The following is a 16,486-nucleotide window of genomic DNA, read 5'->3' on the forward strand; positions in this document are numbered from 1 at the left end:
CAGCCCCGCCGATCAGCGCCGGTTTCCGCAACGTCCCTGACGGGGAAAAATCCTACTGGCGGCGCAGACCCGACAGGGCTTTGTCCTCGACCAGCCATTGCGCCAGCCCGTCCCGAATCCCTTCGGCCATTTTCTCGCGCCACGCAGGATCGCGCAGGTTCTGCAAATCCGCCTGCGACGACAGGAACCCCAGCTCGATCAGGACGGAGGGGATGTCTGCCGATTTCAGCACGGAAAAGGCCGCCTCGCGCTGCGGGTCCTTGTGGACATGGCCCACGTTGTCGCGAATCCCATCGACCATATAGCCCGCCAGCGACTGGCTGCGCGGCGTGTTGTCGAGCCGCGCCATATCCAGAAGGATCTGCGCCACGCGATCATCCGCGCCGCTGAGATCGACACCGGACAACAGATCGTCACGGTCATGACGCTCCGCCAAAGCGGCAGAGGCCGCGTCTGATGCGTCCTCGGCCAGAGTGTAAACAGACGCGCCATGGGCCACGCCTTCGTCCAGCGCGTCCGCATGCAGCGAGATGAACAGATCGGCCCCGACCTCATGTGCCAAGGCCACCCGTCCTTCGAGCGAGATAAAGCTATCGGAATTGCGGGTCAGCACGACCTCGTAATTACCGGAGCGCAGCAGGATATCGCGCAGCTCGCGGGCGAATTGCAGCATCAAGTCGGCTTCCTTGATGCCGCCGCGCTGCGCGCCCGGGTCAATACCGCCATGGCCGGGGTCCAGCACGATGACCATGGGTGCCCCTGCAGGCTTGCGGGCGGTGGCGCGTGCTTTGGGCTCGGGGCGCTTCCAGTCGGGGTCGGTGGGCACACCGGCGCTGGCGCGGAAACTGTCGCCATCGGTCTGCGCAAACCGCAGGACAAGCTGCGCGCCTGCCCCGTCGGAGCCTGTGGCAAGACTGGCCTCGGCCACCTTCAACGGCTGCGAGAGTTCCGCCACCAGACGCGACCAGCCGGGGCGGAAACTGCCCATGCGCACGGTCTTGACCATGTCGCTGTCGGCCATGGCCCTTGCATCCGCGCCGGTCCAGTCCACTTCGCGAAAATCGACCACCACCCGCCAGGGATCTGCCACGGTGAAGACTCGCCACGGCACGCCCTGCGACAGATCCAGCCGCAGCTCGGTGCCGCCAAACCTGCGATCGACAAAGCCGCCGCCCTCGTAGCGCGCAAGCCCCGAGGACTGCTGTGCCAGCACCGGCAACGCCAGAAAGATCATCAAAAAGGATGCAAATACCCTGCTCATCGCCCACCATTCCGAACCGTTTTCGCCAGTCTACCAGCCCGCCCGCCGATAGACAGTCGTGAATTCAGGCCTTGGCCAGTCCCCGCCGCTGCATGAATTGCGCCAGCCGTTCAAGCCCCTCGGTGATATCGGCGGTGCTGCGCGCATAGGAGAACCGCAAGGTCCCGCCCCCCCGCACCGGATCAAAGTCCAGCCCGGGTGTGACGGCGACACCCGCCTCTTCCAAAATCTCGCGCGCGAAGCCGACGCTGTCGTCGGTCAGATGGCTGACATCGGCATAGACGTAGAACGCCCCGTCCGGTGGCGCGATGCGGTCAAAGCCCGCCAGCGGCAACCCCGCCATCATCAGATCACGGTTGCGGCGGTAGACGGCCAGATTGGCCTCGCATTCATCGCGCGCGTCCATTGCCGCCAATGCCGCCAACTGGCTGACATGGGGGGCGCAGATGAACATATTCTGGGCCAGACGCTCCACCTGACGGACGTGATCCTCCGGCACGACCAGCCAACCCACGCGCCAGCCGGTCATGGAGAAATACTTGGAGAAGGAATTGATCACGACCACATCATCGCTGATCTCCAGCGCGGTGACCGCCTTTTTATCGTATTCGATGCCGTGGTAGATCTCGTCCGACAGAAAGCTCGCGCCTTTGGCGGCGGCGGCGTCATACAGAGCCCCCAGCGCGCCGCGATCCAGCATGGTGCCTGTGGGATTGCCCGGAGAGGCCACAAGCAAGCCGTCATACGCCACACCATCCAGATCCGCAGGCACCGGCTGATACCGGTTTTCCGCGCTGGTCTGCACCTCGACCGCGTGCAAATCCTGCGCCCGCAGGATCTGGCGATAAGACGGATAGCCGGGCGCCCCAAGCGCCACACGGTCCCCGGCATCGAAAAAGGCCGAAAACGCCAGAACGAAGCCGCCGGACGATCCGTTGGTCACCACCACCCGCGCGGGATCAAGGTCTACGTTATACCATTCACCATACAGCTGCGCGATCCGCGCCCGCAGCTCGGGCAGGCCAAGGGCCACGGTATAGCCCATCGGATCGCCTTGCAGCGCGTCGCGCACGGCGCGGCGCGCGGCCTCTGGCGCGGCGGTGCCCGGCTGGCCCACTTCCATATGCACGACACGGTGACCGGCGGCTTCGCGGGCGCGGGCGGTCTCCATCACATCCATCACGATAAAGGGATCGACGTTCCCGCGTCTTGAACTTTTCATGCCTGTCTCTCTACTCTGTCCGCGTCGTATCCCCGACGCTTAGAAGCGAGACACCTGTGACGTCAATGATCCTCTCCCGACTTCTTGCGGTTGTGATGGCGCTGTGCGTGCTGGCGGCCCCTGCCCGTGCCACGACATTTCTGCGCGATGCGGATATGGAATATGCGCTGGGACAGCTTGCCGCGCCGATCCTGACCGCCGCAGGGCTGAGCCCCTCGCAGATCAAGATCGTGGTGCTGGATGACCCGTCGCTCAATGCCTTTGTCGTGGACGGGCGGCATATCTTTCTGCATTCGGGATTGATCCTGAAGCTGGAAAACGCCCCTGCGCTGCAATCGGTGATCGCCCATGAGGCGGCGCATATCGCCAACGGCCATATCACACGACGGCTGGGCAATATCCGCGCGGCCCGCACTGCGGCCGGGTTGGGGCTGTTGCTGGCCGCCGCGGCCGGGGCCTCCGGTGCGGACCCGAGCCTTGCCACCGGGCTTGCCATCGGCTCGCAGTCCTCTGCACAGCGCCGCCTGTTCGCCCACACCCGCGCCGAGGAAAGCGCCGCCGACATCTCCGGCGTCCGCTACATGGCCCGCGCAGGGATTGATCCGCAGGGCGCGGTGGACGCCATCAGCCTATTCACCGGCCAGTTGAACCTCAACGAAAGCCGGCTGGACCCCTACGCGGTGACCCACCCGCTGTCGCGCGACCGTCTGCGGGCGTTGCAAGCGCAGGTCGCAGGTGCGCCCGCCCATCCGCGCAACCCGACGCATGATTACTGGTTCGCCCGTGCCCAAGGGAAGCTGTCCGCCTTTAAACGCGCGCCCGCTTGGACCCTGCGCCGTATCGGATCAGAGCCTTACAAGGACGTGGCCCTGATGCGGCAGGCTGTGGCCTATCACCGCCAGTCGAACCTGCCCAAGGCGCTAAAGGCCATCGATCAGGCCATCGCTGCCCGTCCCAAAGACCCCTACCTGCGCGAGCTCAAAGGCCAGATCCTGCTGGAATCGCGCCAGTTCGCCGCCGCCGGGCAGGTCTATCAGGCCGCCGCCAACATGGCCCCGCGCGAGCCACTGATCCATGGCGGCCTAGGCCGGGCGCGTCTGGCGCAGGGCGATTTCAAAGGCGCGCTTCAGGCGCTGGAGGCCGCGCGCGGCCGTGATTTTTCCGACCCCCGCCTGCTGCGCGATCTTGGCGTGGCCTATGCGCGGCTGGGCAACAATGCCATGGCCTCGCTGGCCACCGCCGAACGGTATGCCTTGAACGGACGGATGAGCGATGCGGAACTCCACGCCACCCGTGCGGTCGGCCAATTGCCGCGCGGCTCCGCCCCGTGGCAGCGCGCGCAGGATGTGCTATCAGCAGCCAAACAGGCAAAACGTCGTTAACGATTAGAAACCTATCCCAGAACGGAGCCCCCATGCCCAAACTGACACTCAAAGCCGCTGTTGCCGCCACCGCGCTGATGGCCGCGTCTTCTGCATCGGCGCAGGATACCTTTGACTTTGACCAGATGACGCCCGACCAGCAGGCAGCCTTTGGCGACGCGGTGCGCAGCTATCTTCTGGAAAACCCCCAGACCATCATGGAGGCGGTCGCCCGTCTTGAAGAGATGGAAGCGCAGCAGCAAGTGGCCGTGGACCAGTCTCTGGTGGACACCCACCGCGAGGCATTGCTTGACGATGGCTATTCATGGGTCGGCGGCAATCCTGACGGCGACTTTACGATCGTCGAATTCATGGACTACCGCTGCGGCTACTGCCGCAAGGCATCGCCCGAAGTGGCGGAGCTGGTGGAACAGGACGGCAATATCCGCCTGATCGTCAAGGAATTCCCGATTCTCGGCGATGCCTCCATGGTGTCCTCGCGCTTTGCCATCGCCACCAAGATCGTCGCCGGAGACGAGGCTTATGGTCAGGTGCATGATGCGCTGATCGCGCTGGAGGGCGCCCCGAGCGAGCCGGTTTTGAAACGTCTGGCAGGCACCCTTGGTCTGGACGGTGACGCCATTCTGGCGGAGATGGACAGCGACGAGATCTCTGGCCGGATTGCGGAAACCCGTGCCTTGGCACAGGCCATGCAGATCAGCGGCACGCCGTCCTTCGTCTTTGGCGATGAAATGGTGCGTGGGTACGCGCCGCTGGCCGCGATGCAGCAGATCGTGGCACAGGGACGTGCCACACAGTGATCCGCGTGATCCTACCGGCGCTGCTGACTGCGGCGCCGGCCTTGGCCCAGTTCGCCCCCACTGCCGAGGAACGCTTGCGCGCCCTGACCGCGCCGCCTGCGGTCGATCTGTATGCGTCGGAAAAGCTCGACGACCGCGCGCGCATTGCGGCCGAGGCCGAGATTTTGTTCGGGCCGGAACACGCGGCCGTCGCGGTTTTTGTGACTGACAACTGTACCGACTGCGACAAGGCGCTGTCCGAGCTACGTGCGCTCAGTCAGGAGTTGGGCGTGGAGATGCGCGTGCTGCCCATGGATGACCCGGCGCATCGCGCGGTGTTTGACCGGCTGGAATTTGATGTCTTGCCCGCATACGTGATGCCCGACCGGCTGATCCGTGGGCATATGCCGGACATCGTTTTGCGCAGGTATCTGACGCGCTAGGGGCTTCCCCCCCGCGCGTCAGACAGACAGGTTTATGCGTCGGCCTTGGCCACCGCCTCGCCACTGTCGATCAGCGAGGCGCGTTTTTCCACCTCTTCGACGATGTGATCGACCATCTGGTCGTTGGTCATTTTGTGGCTGGCCTTGCCCGCCAGATAGACCATCCCCGCGCCATTGCCACCGCCGGTAAAGCCCACGTCGGTCATCAGCGCCTCGCCCGGGCCGTTGACCACACAGCCGATGATCGACAGGGACATCGGCGTCTTGATGTGCTCCAGCCGCTTTTCCAACGTCTCGACCGTTTTGATCACGTCAAAGCCCTGCCGCGCGCAGGAAGGGCACGAAATGATGTTCACCCCGCGATGGCGCAGACCCAGCGATTTCAGGATCTCGTAGCCGATTTTTACCTCTTCGACCGGATCGGCAGACAGGCTGACGCGGATCGTGTCACCAATCCCCATCCACAACAGATTGCCCAGACCGATGGCGCTTTTGACCGTGCCGGACACCAGCCCGCCCGCCTCGGTGATGCCAAGGTGGATCGGCGCATCCGTGGCTTCTGCCAGTTGTTGATAGGCGGCTGCGGCCATGAACACGTCAGACGCTTTGACCGAGATTTTGAATTCGTGGAAATCGTTGTCCTGCAGGATCTTGATATGATCCATGCCGCTTTCGACCATGGCGTCGGGACAGGGTTCGCCGTATTTCTCAAGCAGGTGCTTTTCCAGCGAACCCGCGTTCACACCGATGCGAATCGAACAATTGTGGTCGCGGGCGGCCTTGATGACCTCGCGGACACGTTCCGGGCTGCCGATGTTGCCGGGGTTGATGCGCAGACAGGCCGCACCGGCCTCCGCCGCTTCGATCCCGCGTTTGTAGTGGAAATGGATGTCGGCCACGATGGGCACCGGGCTTTCGCGCACAATTTCCTTGAGCGCGCGGGCCGAATCCTCATCGGGGACCGAGACACGCACAATGTCAGCCCCTGCCTCGGCGGCGGCCTGCACCTGCGCGATTGTGGCGGCCACATCGGTGGTGATCGTGTTGGTCATCGTCTGGACCGAAATGGGGGCATCTCCCCCCACAGGCACCGATCCCACCATGATTTTGCGCGAGCTGCGGCGATAGATGTTCCGCCACGGGCGAACATGGTTCAGGCTCATGCGGGCGCTCCTGTTAACAGTGTCTGCGCCGTATATAGGGCTTTGGCTGGCGGGACGAAAGGGACGTCGCGGGAAGTTATTCCGGCGTGTCCGTCGCGATGGACAGCTCTGCCACAGCACGGGCGAGCGTCTGGTTTTGCGACAGATCCGCGACCTGCATCTGCCCCGCGATGGCGTCAGCCGACAGAGCCAGATTGCGCCCGAACTGGCCGGTTTGACCATAAGGGCCGAAGGTCTGGCCGTTCACCGCAAAATAGACACCACCGGCGTTGCCGGAAAAGATCGTTGCGGGCTGATCGGTTTGCGGCACCTGATAGCTTTGCCCCGGCTGAAGGGTCTGGGCAAAGATCTTCTTCCCCGAGGGAGCCGTCACCTCGACCCAGGTTTCCTGCGTAGCAACCACCGTGATCCCCGGCGGCAGATCGGCTGTGACGCGCGGCGGCGCGTTGACTGTCGGCGCGGGGTCTGTGGATTGCGGGGCGACGCTGGCCAGTTGCGTGGCAGAGGTGCCTGTCAAAGCGGCCAATGTGGTCGCCAGATCCTCATCCGAGGCGACCTGCGCCACATCGTAGCGGTCTGTCAGATCCGCGGCCGCCAAGGACAGGTTCGACGTCACAGCGCCGCGTTGACCGGCGGGGCCGTAGACCTCGCCCTGTACGCTGAAATACACCGCACCGGATTCGCCCACCTGAATGCGCGGCTCTTGCGCATCGCCGGGAACGGCAAAACGCTCGCCCGCGTTCATCACCCGCGACATCAGGATCTTGCCCGAGGCATCGCTGACCTGCACCCAAGCGGGCCGCACGGCCAGAACCGAAACACCCGATTGCGCCAGTTTCGGCATTGCATCGACAGGGGCATCCGCCCCTTGCGCGCGGTTGATCAAACCATCGGCCAAGGCAGCTGCCGCCAATGCGCTGTCCTGCACCGACGGAAGCGACGCGCCGCGACCGGAATACAAGCCGCCCCTGTCGGGATCGAGCGTGGAAATCGGTTCGTCCCGTGCGATCAGCACAGGCACGTCCAGCGCCTGAGGCCGGTAGAGCCGGTCAAAGGCCTCCGTCGTGGGCGGGGTAAAGACGCCCGCCACCTCGGTATCGGGTTGCGCGGGCGCACGTGCGGCATCGAGGGGATCAAGCTCGCTCAACACCACGGGCGTCTGGTCCACCGGCGTGACCTGAACGCGCTGCACCTCTTGCAGGACAGCCCAGCCGCCGTAACCGATGCCACCGATCAGCGCCAACAACACCATGGACGATGCCACCGCGCGGGGTTCGATCTGCGACAGAAAGCTGTCCGAGGCCGGCGCAAAGGGCAAGGTCGGATTGGCAAGCGTGTCACGCGGACGGGGTTTGAGAACATCGTCGGCGGTCGGCTTGCGCACCACAGAGGCCTGCGAGGACATGCCATGCGCGACGGAAAAGCCGCTTTCCTGACAGAAGCCGGCAAAGGCCTCGTCCGGGTCCATGCCAAGATAGCGGGCATAAGAGCGCACATACCCCGCGATAAAGCCGGGCGTGTCAAAGGCATTGGGGTCGCAGTTTTCGATGGCGGCGATATAGCTCGCCTTGATGCGGAGTTCACGTTGGACGTCGAGCAGGGATTTCCCCAAGGTGGCCCGTTCGCCACGCATGACGTCTCCCAACTTCAGATCGAACCCGTCAAAGCCCTGCTGATCAGCAATATCTTCAACGATCCGGTTCTGGGTTTTACGCCCGATCATGCGCGACTGCCCCGACTTACTTAACTTAACGTGCCTGCCCTCCGGGCCCACACGATTCGTGCAGCCCGGTTATTAGGATAACGTTACCACAAAGCAATGGCTTTGACAGAGGTACCGCAGGTTACCCCGCCATTTCGGCACGATTCAGCGCGCAATGGCTCCAAAGTTCATCCATGGCGCGGATGAGATGCTCCATCTCTTTAGGGCCATGGACCGGCGACGGTGTGAACCGCAGACGTTCGGTGCCACGGGGCACTGTGGGGAAGTTGATGGGCTGGACATAGATGCCGTAGCCTTCGAGCAGCATGTCCGACAGGGTCTTGGTGTGGACAGGGTTGCCAACGATCACGGGCACGATATGGCTGCCATGATCGATCAGCGGCATGCCCATCGCTTTCAGACGTGTTTTCAGGATCTTGGCCTGAGTCTGATGCTGATCGCGCAGGGTCTGGTTGCGCTTGAGATGCGCGACAGAGGCCGCAGCACCCGCCGCCACAGCCGGCGGCAGGGACGTGGTAAAGATAAAGCCCGGCGCGTAAGAGCGCACCGCATCACACATCTTTTCCGAGGCCGCGATATAGCCGCCCATCACGCCATAGGCCTTGGCCAGCGTGCCGTTGATGATATCGATCCGGTGCATCAGGCGGTCGCGTTCCGCCACCCCTGCCCCGCGCGGCCCGTACATGCCGACCGCGTGCACCTCGTCGATGTAGGTCAGCGCATTAAATTCATCCGCGAGGTCGCAGATCGCCTCGATCGGGCCGAAATCGCCGTCCATCGAGTAAATCGATTCGAAGGCGATCAGCTTGGGCGCGGCGGGATCGTCAGCCTCCAGCTTGGCGCGCAGATCGGCCAGATCGTTGTGCTTGAAGATACGTTTCGCACCGCCATTGCGCCGCACGCCTTCGATCATCGAGGCATGGTTCAGCTCGTCGGAATAGATGATGAGACCGGGGAACAGCTTGGGCAGCGTGCTGAGCGTCGCGTCGTTGGCGATATAGGCAGAGGTGAACAGCAGCGCCGCCTCTTTGCCGTGCAGATCGGCAAGCTCTGCCTCCAGCATCTTGTGGTAGACCGTGGTGCCGGAAATGTTACGCGTGCCGCCCGAGCCTGCGCCAGTGGCGTCAATCGCCTCGTGCATCGCGTCCAGAACAACGGGGTTTTGCCCCATGCCAAGGTAGTCGTTCCCACACCATACGGTGATCGGCGTCTCGGACCCGTCCGCCTTTTTCCACATCGCGTGCGGAAACTGACCATTCTTCCGCTCGATGTCGATGAAGGTGCGATAGCGGCCTTCTTCGTGCAGGCGGTTCAAGGCGGTGTCGAGTTTCGCGGTGTAGTCCACCGGCGCCTCCTTACAAATTCCCGGACGCCGTTGGATCGGCACCCTACGCGGCCAGTGCCGCACTTAAGTTCGTGAATACCTAATGGCCGTCACAGTGTCTGTCCACCGTCTAGCCTTGGACGTTCCGTCGCAGCCTTGACCTAGATCAAAGGCTTAGAAGAAATGCGCGATACTCATCTTTTCCTATGGGGCACCGTGGTCGCGGATCGGAAACGGTGCGGGTGGTCTGCGGTCCCGCCCTGCGGCGACATGCGCGCCATGGGGCAGAATTGCTGTGTTCAGCGATCCATTTAGCAGACGGTTAGAATAATTCCAGACTGGAATTCCTATCAAAGCCATAGAGTTTTGCTATTCCGCCATGCGCCCTGTGCAAGCATCACGGGTCTGGACACGTCGGGCGCAGGTGATAGCTTCGCTGTCGAACGCATGACAGGAGCATACATGTCTCTCGACGCCACCCTTTCCCGCATCGACGCCGATCTGCCGCAGGCCATGGACCGGCTGATGGAACTGCTGCGCATTCCCTCGATCTCGACCGATCCCGCGTATAAGGCCGACTGCGACCGCGCCGCCGATTGGCTGGTGGCCGATCTGGCGTCCTTTGGCATTCAGGCCGAAAAGCGCCCCACCCCCGGTCATCCGATGGTCGTGGGCCATGTGGAGGGCGACGGCCCGCATGTTCTGTTCTACGGCCATTACGATGTGCAGCCGGTCGATCCGCTGGAGCTGTGGGACCGTGATCCCTTTGACCCCGCCATCGAGGACACCGCCAAGGGCCGTGTGATCCGGGCGCGCGGGGCCTCTGACGACAAGGGGCAGTTGATGACCTTTGTCGAGGCCTGCCGCGCGTGGAAAGACGTACATGGCAGCTTTCCGTGCAAGATCACCTTCTTCTTCGAGGGCGAGGAAGAAAGCGGATCGCCCTCGCTGATCCCCTTCCTGCAAGAGAACGCCGAAGAGCTGAAAGCCGATATCGCGCTGATCTGCGACACCGGCCTGTTCGAATCCCGCACCCCGTCGATCATGACCCAGTTGCGCGGCCTGTGCGGCGAGGAGATCGTCCTGACCGGCGCGAACAAGGACCTGCATTCCGGCATGTTCGGCGGCGCGGGCCAGAACCCGATCCGTGTGCTCTCGCGCATTCTGGGCAATCTGCACGACGATCAGGGCCACATTCAGGTGCCGGACTTCTATGACGGCGTCCCCGAACTGTCGCGCGAGATGAAGTCACAGTGGGAGGGCCTGAATTTCGACCACGAAGCCTTTCTGGGCGAGGTCGGGCTGTGCCATCCCGCAGGCGAACAGGACAGAACCGCGCTGGAAATGCTCTGGTCGCGCCCAACAGCAGAGATCAACGGCATGATCGGCGGCTATACCGGTGACGGGTTCAAGACGGTTCTGCCCGCTCAGGCCCGCGCCAAGGTGTCCTTCCGTCTGGTGGGCCAGCAAGACCCCCACAAGATCCGCGAGAATTTCCGCGCTTGGGTCGAGGCGCAATTGCCCGCCGACGTCAGCGCCGAATTCCACGCCCATGGCGCCTCACCGGCCAGCCAGATGTCCACGGATCACCCCGCATTTGAACAGGCCCGCAGCGTGCTGGGCGCGGAATGGGGGCACGAGGCGGCCTTTACCGGCTGCGGCGGGTCGATCCCCGTGGCGGGCTATTTCAAATCCATGCTGGGAATGGACACCATGCTGGTCGGCTGGGCCAAGGACGACGACCAGATCCATTCCCCGAATGAAAAATACGACGTCGAATCGTTTCACAAGGGCATCCGCAGCTGGGCACGCATTCTGGACGCGATCCGTTAAGATTTCCCGGCGGGGTGGTTAACCATCTCGCCTGAAACATCTGATAAAACCAATGAATGCGGCGCTTTGGCCGCATTTGTTCACGGGATGATCCAAGTTTCGCTTTAGCCAGCAAGCCATGAGACGCCCCGTCCGCAACATCACCCAAAAAGATTTCGCCAAACGCGCCGCGCGTCTGGAGTGGCAGCATATGCGCCGTCTGTCATCAGATCGCAGCAGCCCTGCACATCCGCTGCGCTGGGGCATGATTGCGGGCTGCGTGACGCTGTTGGTGGCTTATTGGGCGGCCGCGCCGGATCGCTTGCGGGTCATCTTGGGTCATTGGCTGCCTGTTACCCAAACCGATCTGGTGATTGCCGTTGGCGCGGGGGTCTGTCTTGGGCTGGTGGTTGGCCACGGCCTGCGCACCCTGACAAAGACCGGCAGCCGCAGCCAGCAATCGCTCGCGGTGGTTCTGGGTGTCGCTGTGGCAATGGGCCTGTGGCACCTGCCGCCCGAGCTGTGGCAGACAACATGGGATCAGCTCGACGCGCAAAGCCGCGCCACGCTGGAACAGGCCTATAGCACGGTCACGGACATTCCGGCACAGGCCTTTGGCGCGCTGGATCTGCCGCAACCCTGACCCGCTTCAGATCACACCGTTGAACCGATCGGGCAGCACATATTGCTGGTTGTATTCGGGCCGGTTGAAATTCCAGAACCCCGTATCCCCGCGCGGCCCCCAACTGCGATGCATCCGCTTGCGCACCCACCCCAGATCGAACCCGTCCTGCATGTCCATCTCGGCAAACGCCTCAAAGACGGCGCGATCCTCGCCACGGGCCTCGGCAAACCAGTGCCGCCCGATAGAGGCCTCCTGCACGCCTGCGCCGACGCTGTCGGTCACCGCATTGCGGGCATTCATCACCTCGGAGTAGTTGCGGAAATCGCAAAACTTCAGGTGAAACAGAAACAGCTCGTCCGGGGAATGCAGCTGGTCGTACTGCGTAAAATGCCCCCCACGCGCGATTTTCGCCCCGTGGCTGACGATGCAGGGCTTGGAGTAATGCGGCGCCAGACGCACATGACGGCGCGGCCCGATGATGTGATCGGTGATCACGTCGTGTTCCACATCAATGCGGTGCACCACCTCCAATCCCAAAGGTGTCAGGATGCGGCGGGGTTTTGTCTGGGCCAGATAGTCCAACAGGGTGCGGCCGTCGCTGGGATCAACCACCACCAGTTCATCCACATCCCCCACCACGATATGATTGTAATAGCAGCGCAGCCCCTGAACAAAATTGTTCAGCATACGCCAGCGCTTCATATCGAAATTCGGGTGCGGATCGCCGGGGATGCCGATGATATTGCAGCCCTCTGCCAGTCGGGCCACCTCTTCGCCGCGCCCGTGATTGACGATGTAGCAGTTCTCCCGACCGAACATCTCGCCGTAATGGCGCAGCCAGGCTTTCAGGAAAAACGCGTCATCGCGCACCATGGTCAGTGCGGCGGCAATGGTTTGCATGGTGCTCGTCCCCTCGACATGCCAACTGGCGTGGCCTTTGCGCCGCAGATTAGCGCAAGCGATGTGCAAAGAGAATCGCATTCTGACACTGCCCCGCCTATGGTGACCCAAAAGACATGAGGCGCGCAGATGATCCCCGACGGTTTCGTTGACACAGGCTGGCATTTCGGACCGGCTGCGGTGCCCCCGCGCCGCTATCAGGTGTTTGGCGAACGCTCCAGCGGCACAAATTTCGTCAAACGGCTGATCGGACGCAACAGCGCCCTCACCCCGATCGAGGCGCTTGGCTGGAAACATGCGGTGCCGCATATGACGGCGATTCCCGCAGATGTGGCGGTCGTGGTCTGTGTCCGCGATGCCCGTAGCTGGTCCCGCTCCATGCATGCCAAGCCATGGCATACGCCCCCTGTGATGCAGGCGCTCGACTACAGCGCCTTCATTCGCCACCCGTGGGACACTGTGGCAGATCACAAACGCTACTTCCCGCAGGTGGCAGAACACGGCGGCACCGGACAGCCGCTGCAGCATGACCGTCATCCGCTGACCGGGGCTGTCTTTCAGAACCTGTTTGAGCTGCGCACAGTCAAACTGCAGGCGCATCTGTCGTTTCTTAACCGAAAATGCACCGTGATCCTGTGCCGGATGGAGGCTGTGACCGCAGCGCCGCAAGATTTTCTGCGCAGCCTACACGATACATACGGGCTCCCGTCTGCGCAGGAAAACTACCGCCCCGTGGTCAAGCGTTTAGGATCCAAATTCCGCGCCAGTGTCGAGACACGGCCAGACACACCGCGCGACATTCCTGCCGAAGACCTTGATTTCCTCCGCCAAAACATCGATTTGGATCTAGAGGCCAAGCTCGGCTACCACTACGACTAGCGCCCTGACCTCAGCCAAAGGTTAAGGCATGACCAGTATCGCGCGGAAATCATTAACGTTTGTTCCGGTCGGGCCTGGGGTGTAGATATCCCCGATTGCGTCAAAAGCACTGTAGGGATCTTGCGCGCGTAGGAAATCTGCAGGGTCATGACCCTCCGCGCGCAGTCTGGCTATACTGTCCCCATCTGCAAAGGCACCGGCATTGTCTTCGGTCCCGTCGATCCCGTCCGTATCTGCGGCCAAAACGGTGATCGGGCAGCCTTCGATCTCATGGGCGAGCCCCAACAGGAATGCAGTATTCCGCCCTCCACGCCCCGGCGTGTCGCCCAAGGTGACTGTGGTTTCCCCCCCAGACAAGATCACGACCGGCGCGGTGAACGGCCGATTATGGCGGGCCACCTCTCGGGCAATGGCCGCATGAACGCCACCCACAACGGTGGCCTCGCCCTCGATCGCATCGGACAGAATGACCGCCGGCACCCCCAGCGCTTCGCTGCGTGCCGCCGCGGCTTCCAGCGACAATCTGGCAGAGGCGACCACGCGCACCTCATTGCCCGTAAAGCACCCGGCGGACGGATCAGGCGCGGCCGCCGCGTCACGTTCCAAATGTGCCATCACCGCGTCGGGCAAACTGATCCCTCGCGCCCGGATCATCGCCAGCGCATCCTCGCGCCGCACAGCATCCGGCACGGTTGGACCTGACGCCACCTGCGCAGGATCATCCCCCGGCACATCGGACACGACCAGGGTCACCACTTTGGCGGGACCGCAGGCTTCGGCCAGACGCCCGCCTTTGATCCGGCTCACGTGCTTTCGGATCGCGTTCATCACGCCGATGGGCGCACCGGAGGCCAGCAAAGCCCGGTTCAGTGCCTGCTCATCCTCCAGCGTGAGCCCTTCGGGCGGCGCGGGCAACAAAGCCGACCCGCCGCCACAGACCAAAGCCACAACCAGATCATCGGCCGTTAGCCCCTGCACCGCCTCGAACACGGCCTCGGTCGCGGCCAAGCCCGCTGCATCCGGCACCGGATGCGCCGCCTCCAGAACGCGCAGATAACGGCAGGGCGCGGCATAGCCGTAACGGGTCACCACAACCCCCTCGACCGGCGCCTGCCAAAGATCCTCGAAGGCCGCCGCCAATTGCGCGGCCCCCTTACCCAAAGCAACCACAACCGTGCGGCCCGTCGGGCGGGCGGGCAAAACATCCGCCAGCGCGCCTCTGGGATCAGCTGCGGCAACGGCTGTTTCAAACAGCTCGGTCAGAAATGCCCGTTTATCCATCTTGCCCCTCTCTCGAACGCGCGGCCTGCGCCGTCACAGACGCCGCGCTAAATCATAGCCGTACCATTCCAGAATGTCGCGCGCCGCATGCAACCTTTCGCGTGGCGCACCGGTCCGGTCGATGACCGCGAACCACCCCCCATGCGGATCCCCAATGGCCGCCGTGCGCGCGTCGGCGTCCAGCCAGTGAACCCAAACCTCGTCAGGCCCTGCCACGAACCGTCCACGCCCCATATCGGTCAACGAAACCGCTGCGCCCTTGGGAAACTGGACCGCCCCTTGCCCAATTACGATAGGCGCACCAGCGACAAAGCGCGAGCTTTCGACCACAATCCACCGCCCCGATATCCGCCCAAGCGACGCGTCCGCCTGACTGGCCACCAAAGCGGTCGGATTTCGCACAGGCACGACGTCGACAACCGCCACAGGCTCAGGCGTGCAGGCACTCAACACGGCCAAAGCAAAGACCAAAACACCCGCCGATTCGCGCCGGATTTTGGCGCTTTTTGCAGCCCACAGGCTTATCCCCGAGGTTATCCACATGCCCGTGCCTCATCTGTCACCGCCCGGCAACACAAACCATGAACGACAGCGGGTCAACCATGATCCGCGTTAACAAACCATTAACTCCCGCCGCCAAACACCTATTCTGATGCTGACCCGAACACCAAGTCACAACAAAGGCGGCATCCCGTGTCCACCCTGTCCTCACGCCAAAACAGCCACAGCCTGCTGTTCTCCCTGTATCGGCAAGAACCGGACCGGACAGAAGACAGCGCCCAGACCCGGCTGAGCGAGCTGCCCTCCGCCCTCTCCCTCGACGACATCCGCGAAATGCAAAGGACCGCGGCGAGCACTTTATTTGTACCGCGCCCCCGGCGCAGCCTCTGGTCCCGCCTCGCGGGTTAGCCGCGAAACCCGGTGGCCACGACAAACTTCTCCGACGAATCCTGACGGCTCGCGGGCGGTTTGAAATTCGCAACCTTGTCGAAACGCTGCTTCAACGTCTGCTGCAACGTCCCCTCGGCCCCGCCAGCCAGAACCTTGGCAACAAAGGTGCCGCCCTCTTCAAGCACATCAAACGCCAATTCCGCAGCCGCCTCGCACAGCGCGATAATCCGCAGGTGGTCGGTCTTCTTATGACCCGACGACGCCGCCGCCATGTCCGACATGACCACATCGGCCTTCCCGCCGAGCCAGCCCTTCACCTTGTCGTTGGCACCGTCTTCCATAAAGTCTAGCTGGTGCAGTTCAACGCCCGCCAGCGGCTCCACCTCCTGCAGATCGACCCCAAGGATATACCCCTGCTTCTTGCCAGCGCGTTCACCCAATGAGTTGATCCGCTTGCTGGCCACCTGACACCACCCGCCGGGCGCACAACCCAGATCGACAACCCGCGCGCCGGGCACCAGAAACCGGTACTTGTCATCAATCTCAAGGATCTTATACGCCGCCCGACCGCGATAGCCATCCGCCTGTGCGCGCTTCACATAAGGGTCGTTCAACTGCCGCTGCAGCCACAATGTCGAGGACAGCTTGCGCCCGCGCGCCGTCTTCACCTTAACCTTCAGATCGCGCTGCCCGCGCCCGGAACTGTTTTTCGTAGGCCCCTTTGCCATGGCACCGCGCCCTTCTTTTCCTTGGTTCAAAATACCTCGGGGGAGTCCGTCAGGACGGGGGCAGCGCCCCCAT

The 16,486-nt window shown here is 63.0% G+C and carries 15 protein-coding genes; 6 read left to right on the forward strand and 9 right to left on the reverse strand.

Annotated elements, in window-relative coordinates:
- Positions 1-52: 52 nt before the first annotated feature.
- Positions 53-1,261: an N-acetylmuramoyl-L-alanine amidase gene (locus tag ACN5AZ_RS02680; protein ID WP_419427295.1), complete on the reverse strand. Its 1,209-nt coding sequence runs from the start codon at positions 1,259-1,261 to the stop codon at positions 53-55.
- A gap of 64 nt (positions 1,262-1,325) precedes the next feature.
- The gene (locus ACN5AZ_RS02685; protein ID WP_419427296.1) at positions 1,326-2,483 is read right to left on the reverse strand and encodes a pyridoxal phosphate-dependent aminotransferase; all 1,158 of its coding nucleotides are present in this window, start codon (positions 2,481-2,483) and stop codon (positions 1,326-1,328) included.
- A 65-nt stretch (positions 2,484-2,548) separates the two neighbouring features.
- Between ACN5AZ_RS02685 and ACN5AZ_RS02690 the strand changes: the two genes are divergently transcribed.
- Genes ACN5AZ_RS02690 through ACN5AZ_RS02700 form a run of 3 tightly spaced genes read left to right on the forward strand, consistent with a single transcriptional unit; the run spans position 2,549 to position 5,087 of the window.
- Positions 2,549-3,865, forward strand: coding sequence for a M48 family metalloprotease (locus ACN5AZ_RS02690; protein WP_419427297.1), 1,317 nt, complete (start codon positions 2,549-2,551; stop codon positions 3,863-3,865).
- A 32-nt stretch (positions 3,866-3,897) separates the two neighbouring features.
- Complete coding sequence (locus ACN5AZ_RS02695) at positions 3,898-4,665, forward strand: DsbA family protein (protein WP_419427298.1); 768 nt, start codon at positions 3,898-3,900, stop codon at positions 4,663-4,665.
- Positions 4,662-5,087: a disulfide bond formation protein DsbA gene (locus ACN5AZ_RS02700; protein ID WP_419427299.1), complete on the forward strand. Its 426-nt coding sequence runs from the start codon at positions 4,662-4,664 to the stop codon at positions 5,085-5,087. The genes ACN5AZ_RS02695 and ACN5AZ_RS02700 overlap by 4 nt, the downstream gene beginning before the upstream one ends.
- Before the next feature lie 32 nt (positions 5,088-5,119).
- Here the strand turns inward: ACN5AZ_RS02700 and ispG are convergent, their stop codons facing one another.
- The 3 genes from ispG to hemA all read right to left on the reverse strand — a co-directional run bounded on the left by ispG (position 5,120) and on the right by hemA (position 9,318).
- Positions 5,120-6,250 carry a flavodoxin-dependent (E)-4-hydroxy-3-methylbut-2-enyl-diphosphate synthase gene (gene ispG / locus ACN5AZ_RS02705; RefSeq protein WP_419427300.1) on the reverse strand — a complete coding sequence of 377 codons (1,131 nt, stop codon included), beginning with the start codon at positions 6,248-6,250 and terminating at the stop codon, positions 5,120-5,122.
- A 76-nt stretch (positions 6,251-6,326) separates the two neighbouring features.
- On the reverse strand, positions 6,327-7,973 hold the full coding sequence (locus ACN5AZ_RS02710) for a helix-turn-helix domain-containing protein (protein ID WP_419427301.1): 1,647 nt from the start codon (positions 7,971-7,973) through the stop codon (positions 6,327-6,329).
- 121 nt (positions 7,974-8,094) lie between these two features.
- On the reverse strand, positions 8,095-9,318 hold the full coding sequence (gene hemA / locus ACN5AZ_RS02715) for a 5-aminolevulinate synthase (RefSeq protein ID WP_419427302.1): 1,224 nt from the start codon (positions 9,316-9,318) through the stop codon (positions 8,095-8,097).
- Between the two features lie 441 nt (positions 9,319-9,759).
- Here hemA and ACN5AZ_RS02720 point away from each other — a divergent pair, with 441 nt between their 5' ends.
- Both ACN5AZ_RS02720 and ACN5AZ_RS02725 read left to right on the forward strand, forming a co-directional pair.
- Positions 9,760-11,130 (forward strand): M20/M25/M40 family metallo-hydrolase, encoded by a 1,371-nt coding sequence (locus ACN5AZ_RS02720; RefSeq protein WP_419427303.1) that lies wholly within the window; start codon positions 9,760-9,762, stop codon positions 11,128-11,130.
- Between the two features lie 118 nt (positions 11,131-11,248).
- A complete protein-coding gene (locus ACN5AZ_RS02725) occupies positions 11,249-11,752 on the forward strand; it encodes a hypothetical protein (RefSeq protein WP_419427304.1) in 504 nt (167 codons plus the stop codon).
- Positions 11,753-11,758: 6 nt separating this feature from the next.
- On the opposite strand, the gene ACN5AZ_RS02730 is transcribed toward ACN5AZ_RS02725, so the two are convergent.
- Positions 11,759-12,634 carry a glycosyltransferase family 2 protein gene (locus ACN5AZ_RS02730; RefSeq protein WP_419427305.1) on the reverse strand — a complete coding sequence of 292 codons (876 nt, stop codon included), beginning with the start codon at positions 12,632-12,634 and terminating at the stop codon, positions 11,759-11,761.
- A gap of 129 nt (positions 12,635-12,763) precedes the next feature.
- Between ACN5AZ_RS02730 and ACN5AZ_RS02735 the strand changes: the two genes are divergently transcribed.
- Entirely contained in the window at positions 12,764-13,513 is a 750-nt protein-coding gene (locus ACN5AZ_RS02735) for a hypothetical protein (RefSeq protein ID WP_419427306.1), read from the forward strand.
- Positions 13,514-13,534: 21 nt separating this feature from the next.
- Here the strand turns inward: ACN5AZ_RS02735 and ACN5AZ_RS02740 are convergent, their stop codons facing one another.
- From ACN5AZ_RS02740 to ACN5AZ_RS02750, 3 genes are all read right to left on the reverse strand, one after another.
- On the reverse strand, positions 13,535-14,794 hold the full coding sequence (locus ACN5AZ_RS02740; RefSeq protein WP_419427307.1) for a glycerate kinase type-2 family protein: 1,260 nt from the start codon (positions 14,792-14,794) through the stop codon (positions 13,535-13,537).
- Between the two features lie 33 nt (positions 14,795-14,827).
- On the reverse strand, positions 14,828-15,337 hold the full coding sequence (locus ACN5AZ_RS02745) for a lipocalin (protein WP_419427308.1): 510 nt from the start codon (positions 15,335-15,337) through the stop codon (positions 14,828-14,830).
- Between the two features lie 362 nt (positions 15,338-15,699).
- Positions 15,700-16,413 (reverse strand): RlmE family RNA methyltransferase, encoded by a 714-nt coding sequence (locus ACN5AZ_RS02750; protein ID WP_419427309.1) that lies wholly within the window; start codon positions 16,411-16,413, stop codon positions 15,700-15,702.
- Positions 16,414-16,486: the final 73 nt, after the last annotated feature.

The organism is Sagittula sp. SSi028 (genome assembly GCF_048553715.1).
Taxonomy (GTDB): domain Bacteria; phylum Pseudomonadota; class Alphaproteobacteria; order Rhodobacterales; family Rhodobacteraceae; genus Sagittula.

Bases quoted from the DNA above. Each gene is read 5' to 3' on its own strand.
- ACN5AZ_RS02680 (WP_419427295.1), bottom strand. From the start codon at position 1,261: ATGAGCAGGGTATTTGCATCCTTTTTGATGATCTTTCTGGCGTTGCCG.
- ACN5AZ_RS02685 (WP_419427296.1), bottom strand. From the start codon at position 2,483: ATGAAAAGTTCAAGACGCGGGAACGTCGATCCCTTTATCGTGATGGAT.
- ACN5AZ_RS02690 (WP_419427297.1), top strand. From the start codon at position 2,549: ATGATCCTCTCCCGACTTCTTGCGGTTGTGATGGCGCTGTGCGTGCTG.
- ACN5AZ_RS02695 (WP_419427298.1), top strand. From the start codon at position 3,898: ATGCCCAAACTGACACTCAAAGCCGCTGTTGCCGCCACCGCGCTGATG.
- ispG (WP_419427300.1), bottom strand. From the start codon at position 6,250: ATGAGCCTGAACCATGTTCGCCCGTGGCGGAACATCTATCGCCGCAGC.
- ACN5AZ_RS02710 (WP_419427301.1), bottom strand. From the start codon at position 7,973: ATGATCGGGCGTAAAACCCAGAACCGGATCGTTGAAGATATTGCTGAT.
- ACN5AZ_RS02720 (WP_419427303.1), top strand. From the start codon at position 9,760: ATGTCTCTCGACGCCACCCTTTCCCGCATCGACGCCGATCTGCCGCAG.
- ACN5AZ_RS02725 (WP_419427304.1), top strand. From the start codon at position 11,249: ATGAGACGCCCCGTCCGCAACATCACCCAAAAAGATTTCGCCAAACGC.
- ACN5AZ_RS02730 (WP_419427305.1), bottom strand. From the start codon at position 12,634: ATGCAAACCATTGCCGCCGCACTGACCATGGTGCGCGATGACGCGTTT.
- ACN5AZ_RS02735 (WP_419427306.1), top strand. From the start codon at position 12,764: ATGATCCCCGACGGTTTCGTTGACACAGGCTGGCATTTCGGACCGGCT.
- ACN5AZ_RS02740 (WP_419427307.1), bottom strand. From the start codon at position 14,794: ATGGATAAACGGGCATTTCTGACCGAGCTGTTTGAAACAGCCGTTGCC.
- ACN5AZ_RS02745 (WP_419427308.1), bottom strand. From the start codon at position 15,337: ATGTGGATAACCTCGGGGATAAGCCTGTGGGCTGCAAAAAGCGCCAAA.
- ACN5AZ_RS02750 (WP_419427309.1), bottom strand. From the start codon at position 16,413: ATGGCAAAGGGGCCTACGAAAAACAGTTCCGGGCGCGGGCAGCGCGAT.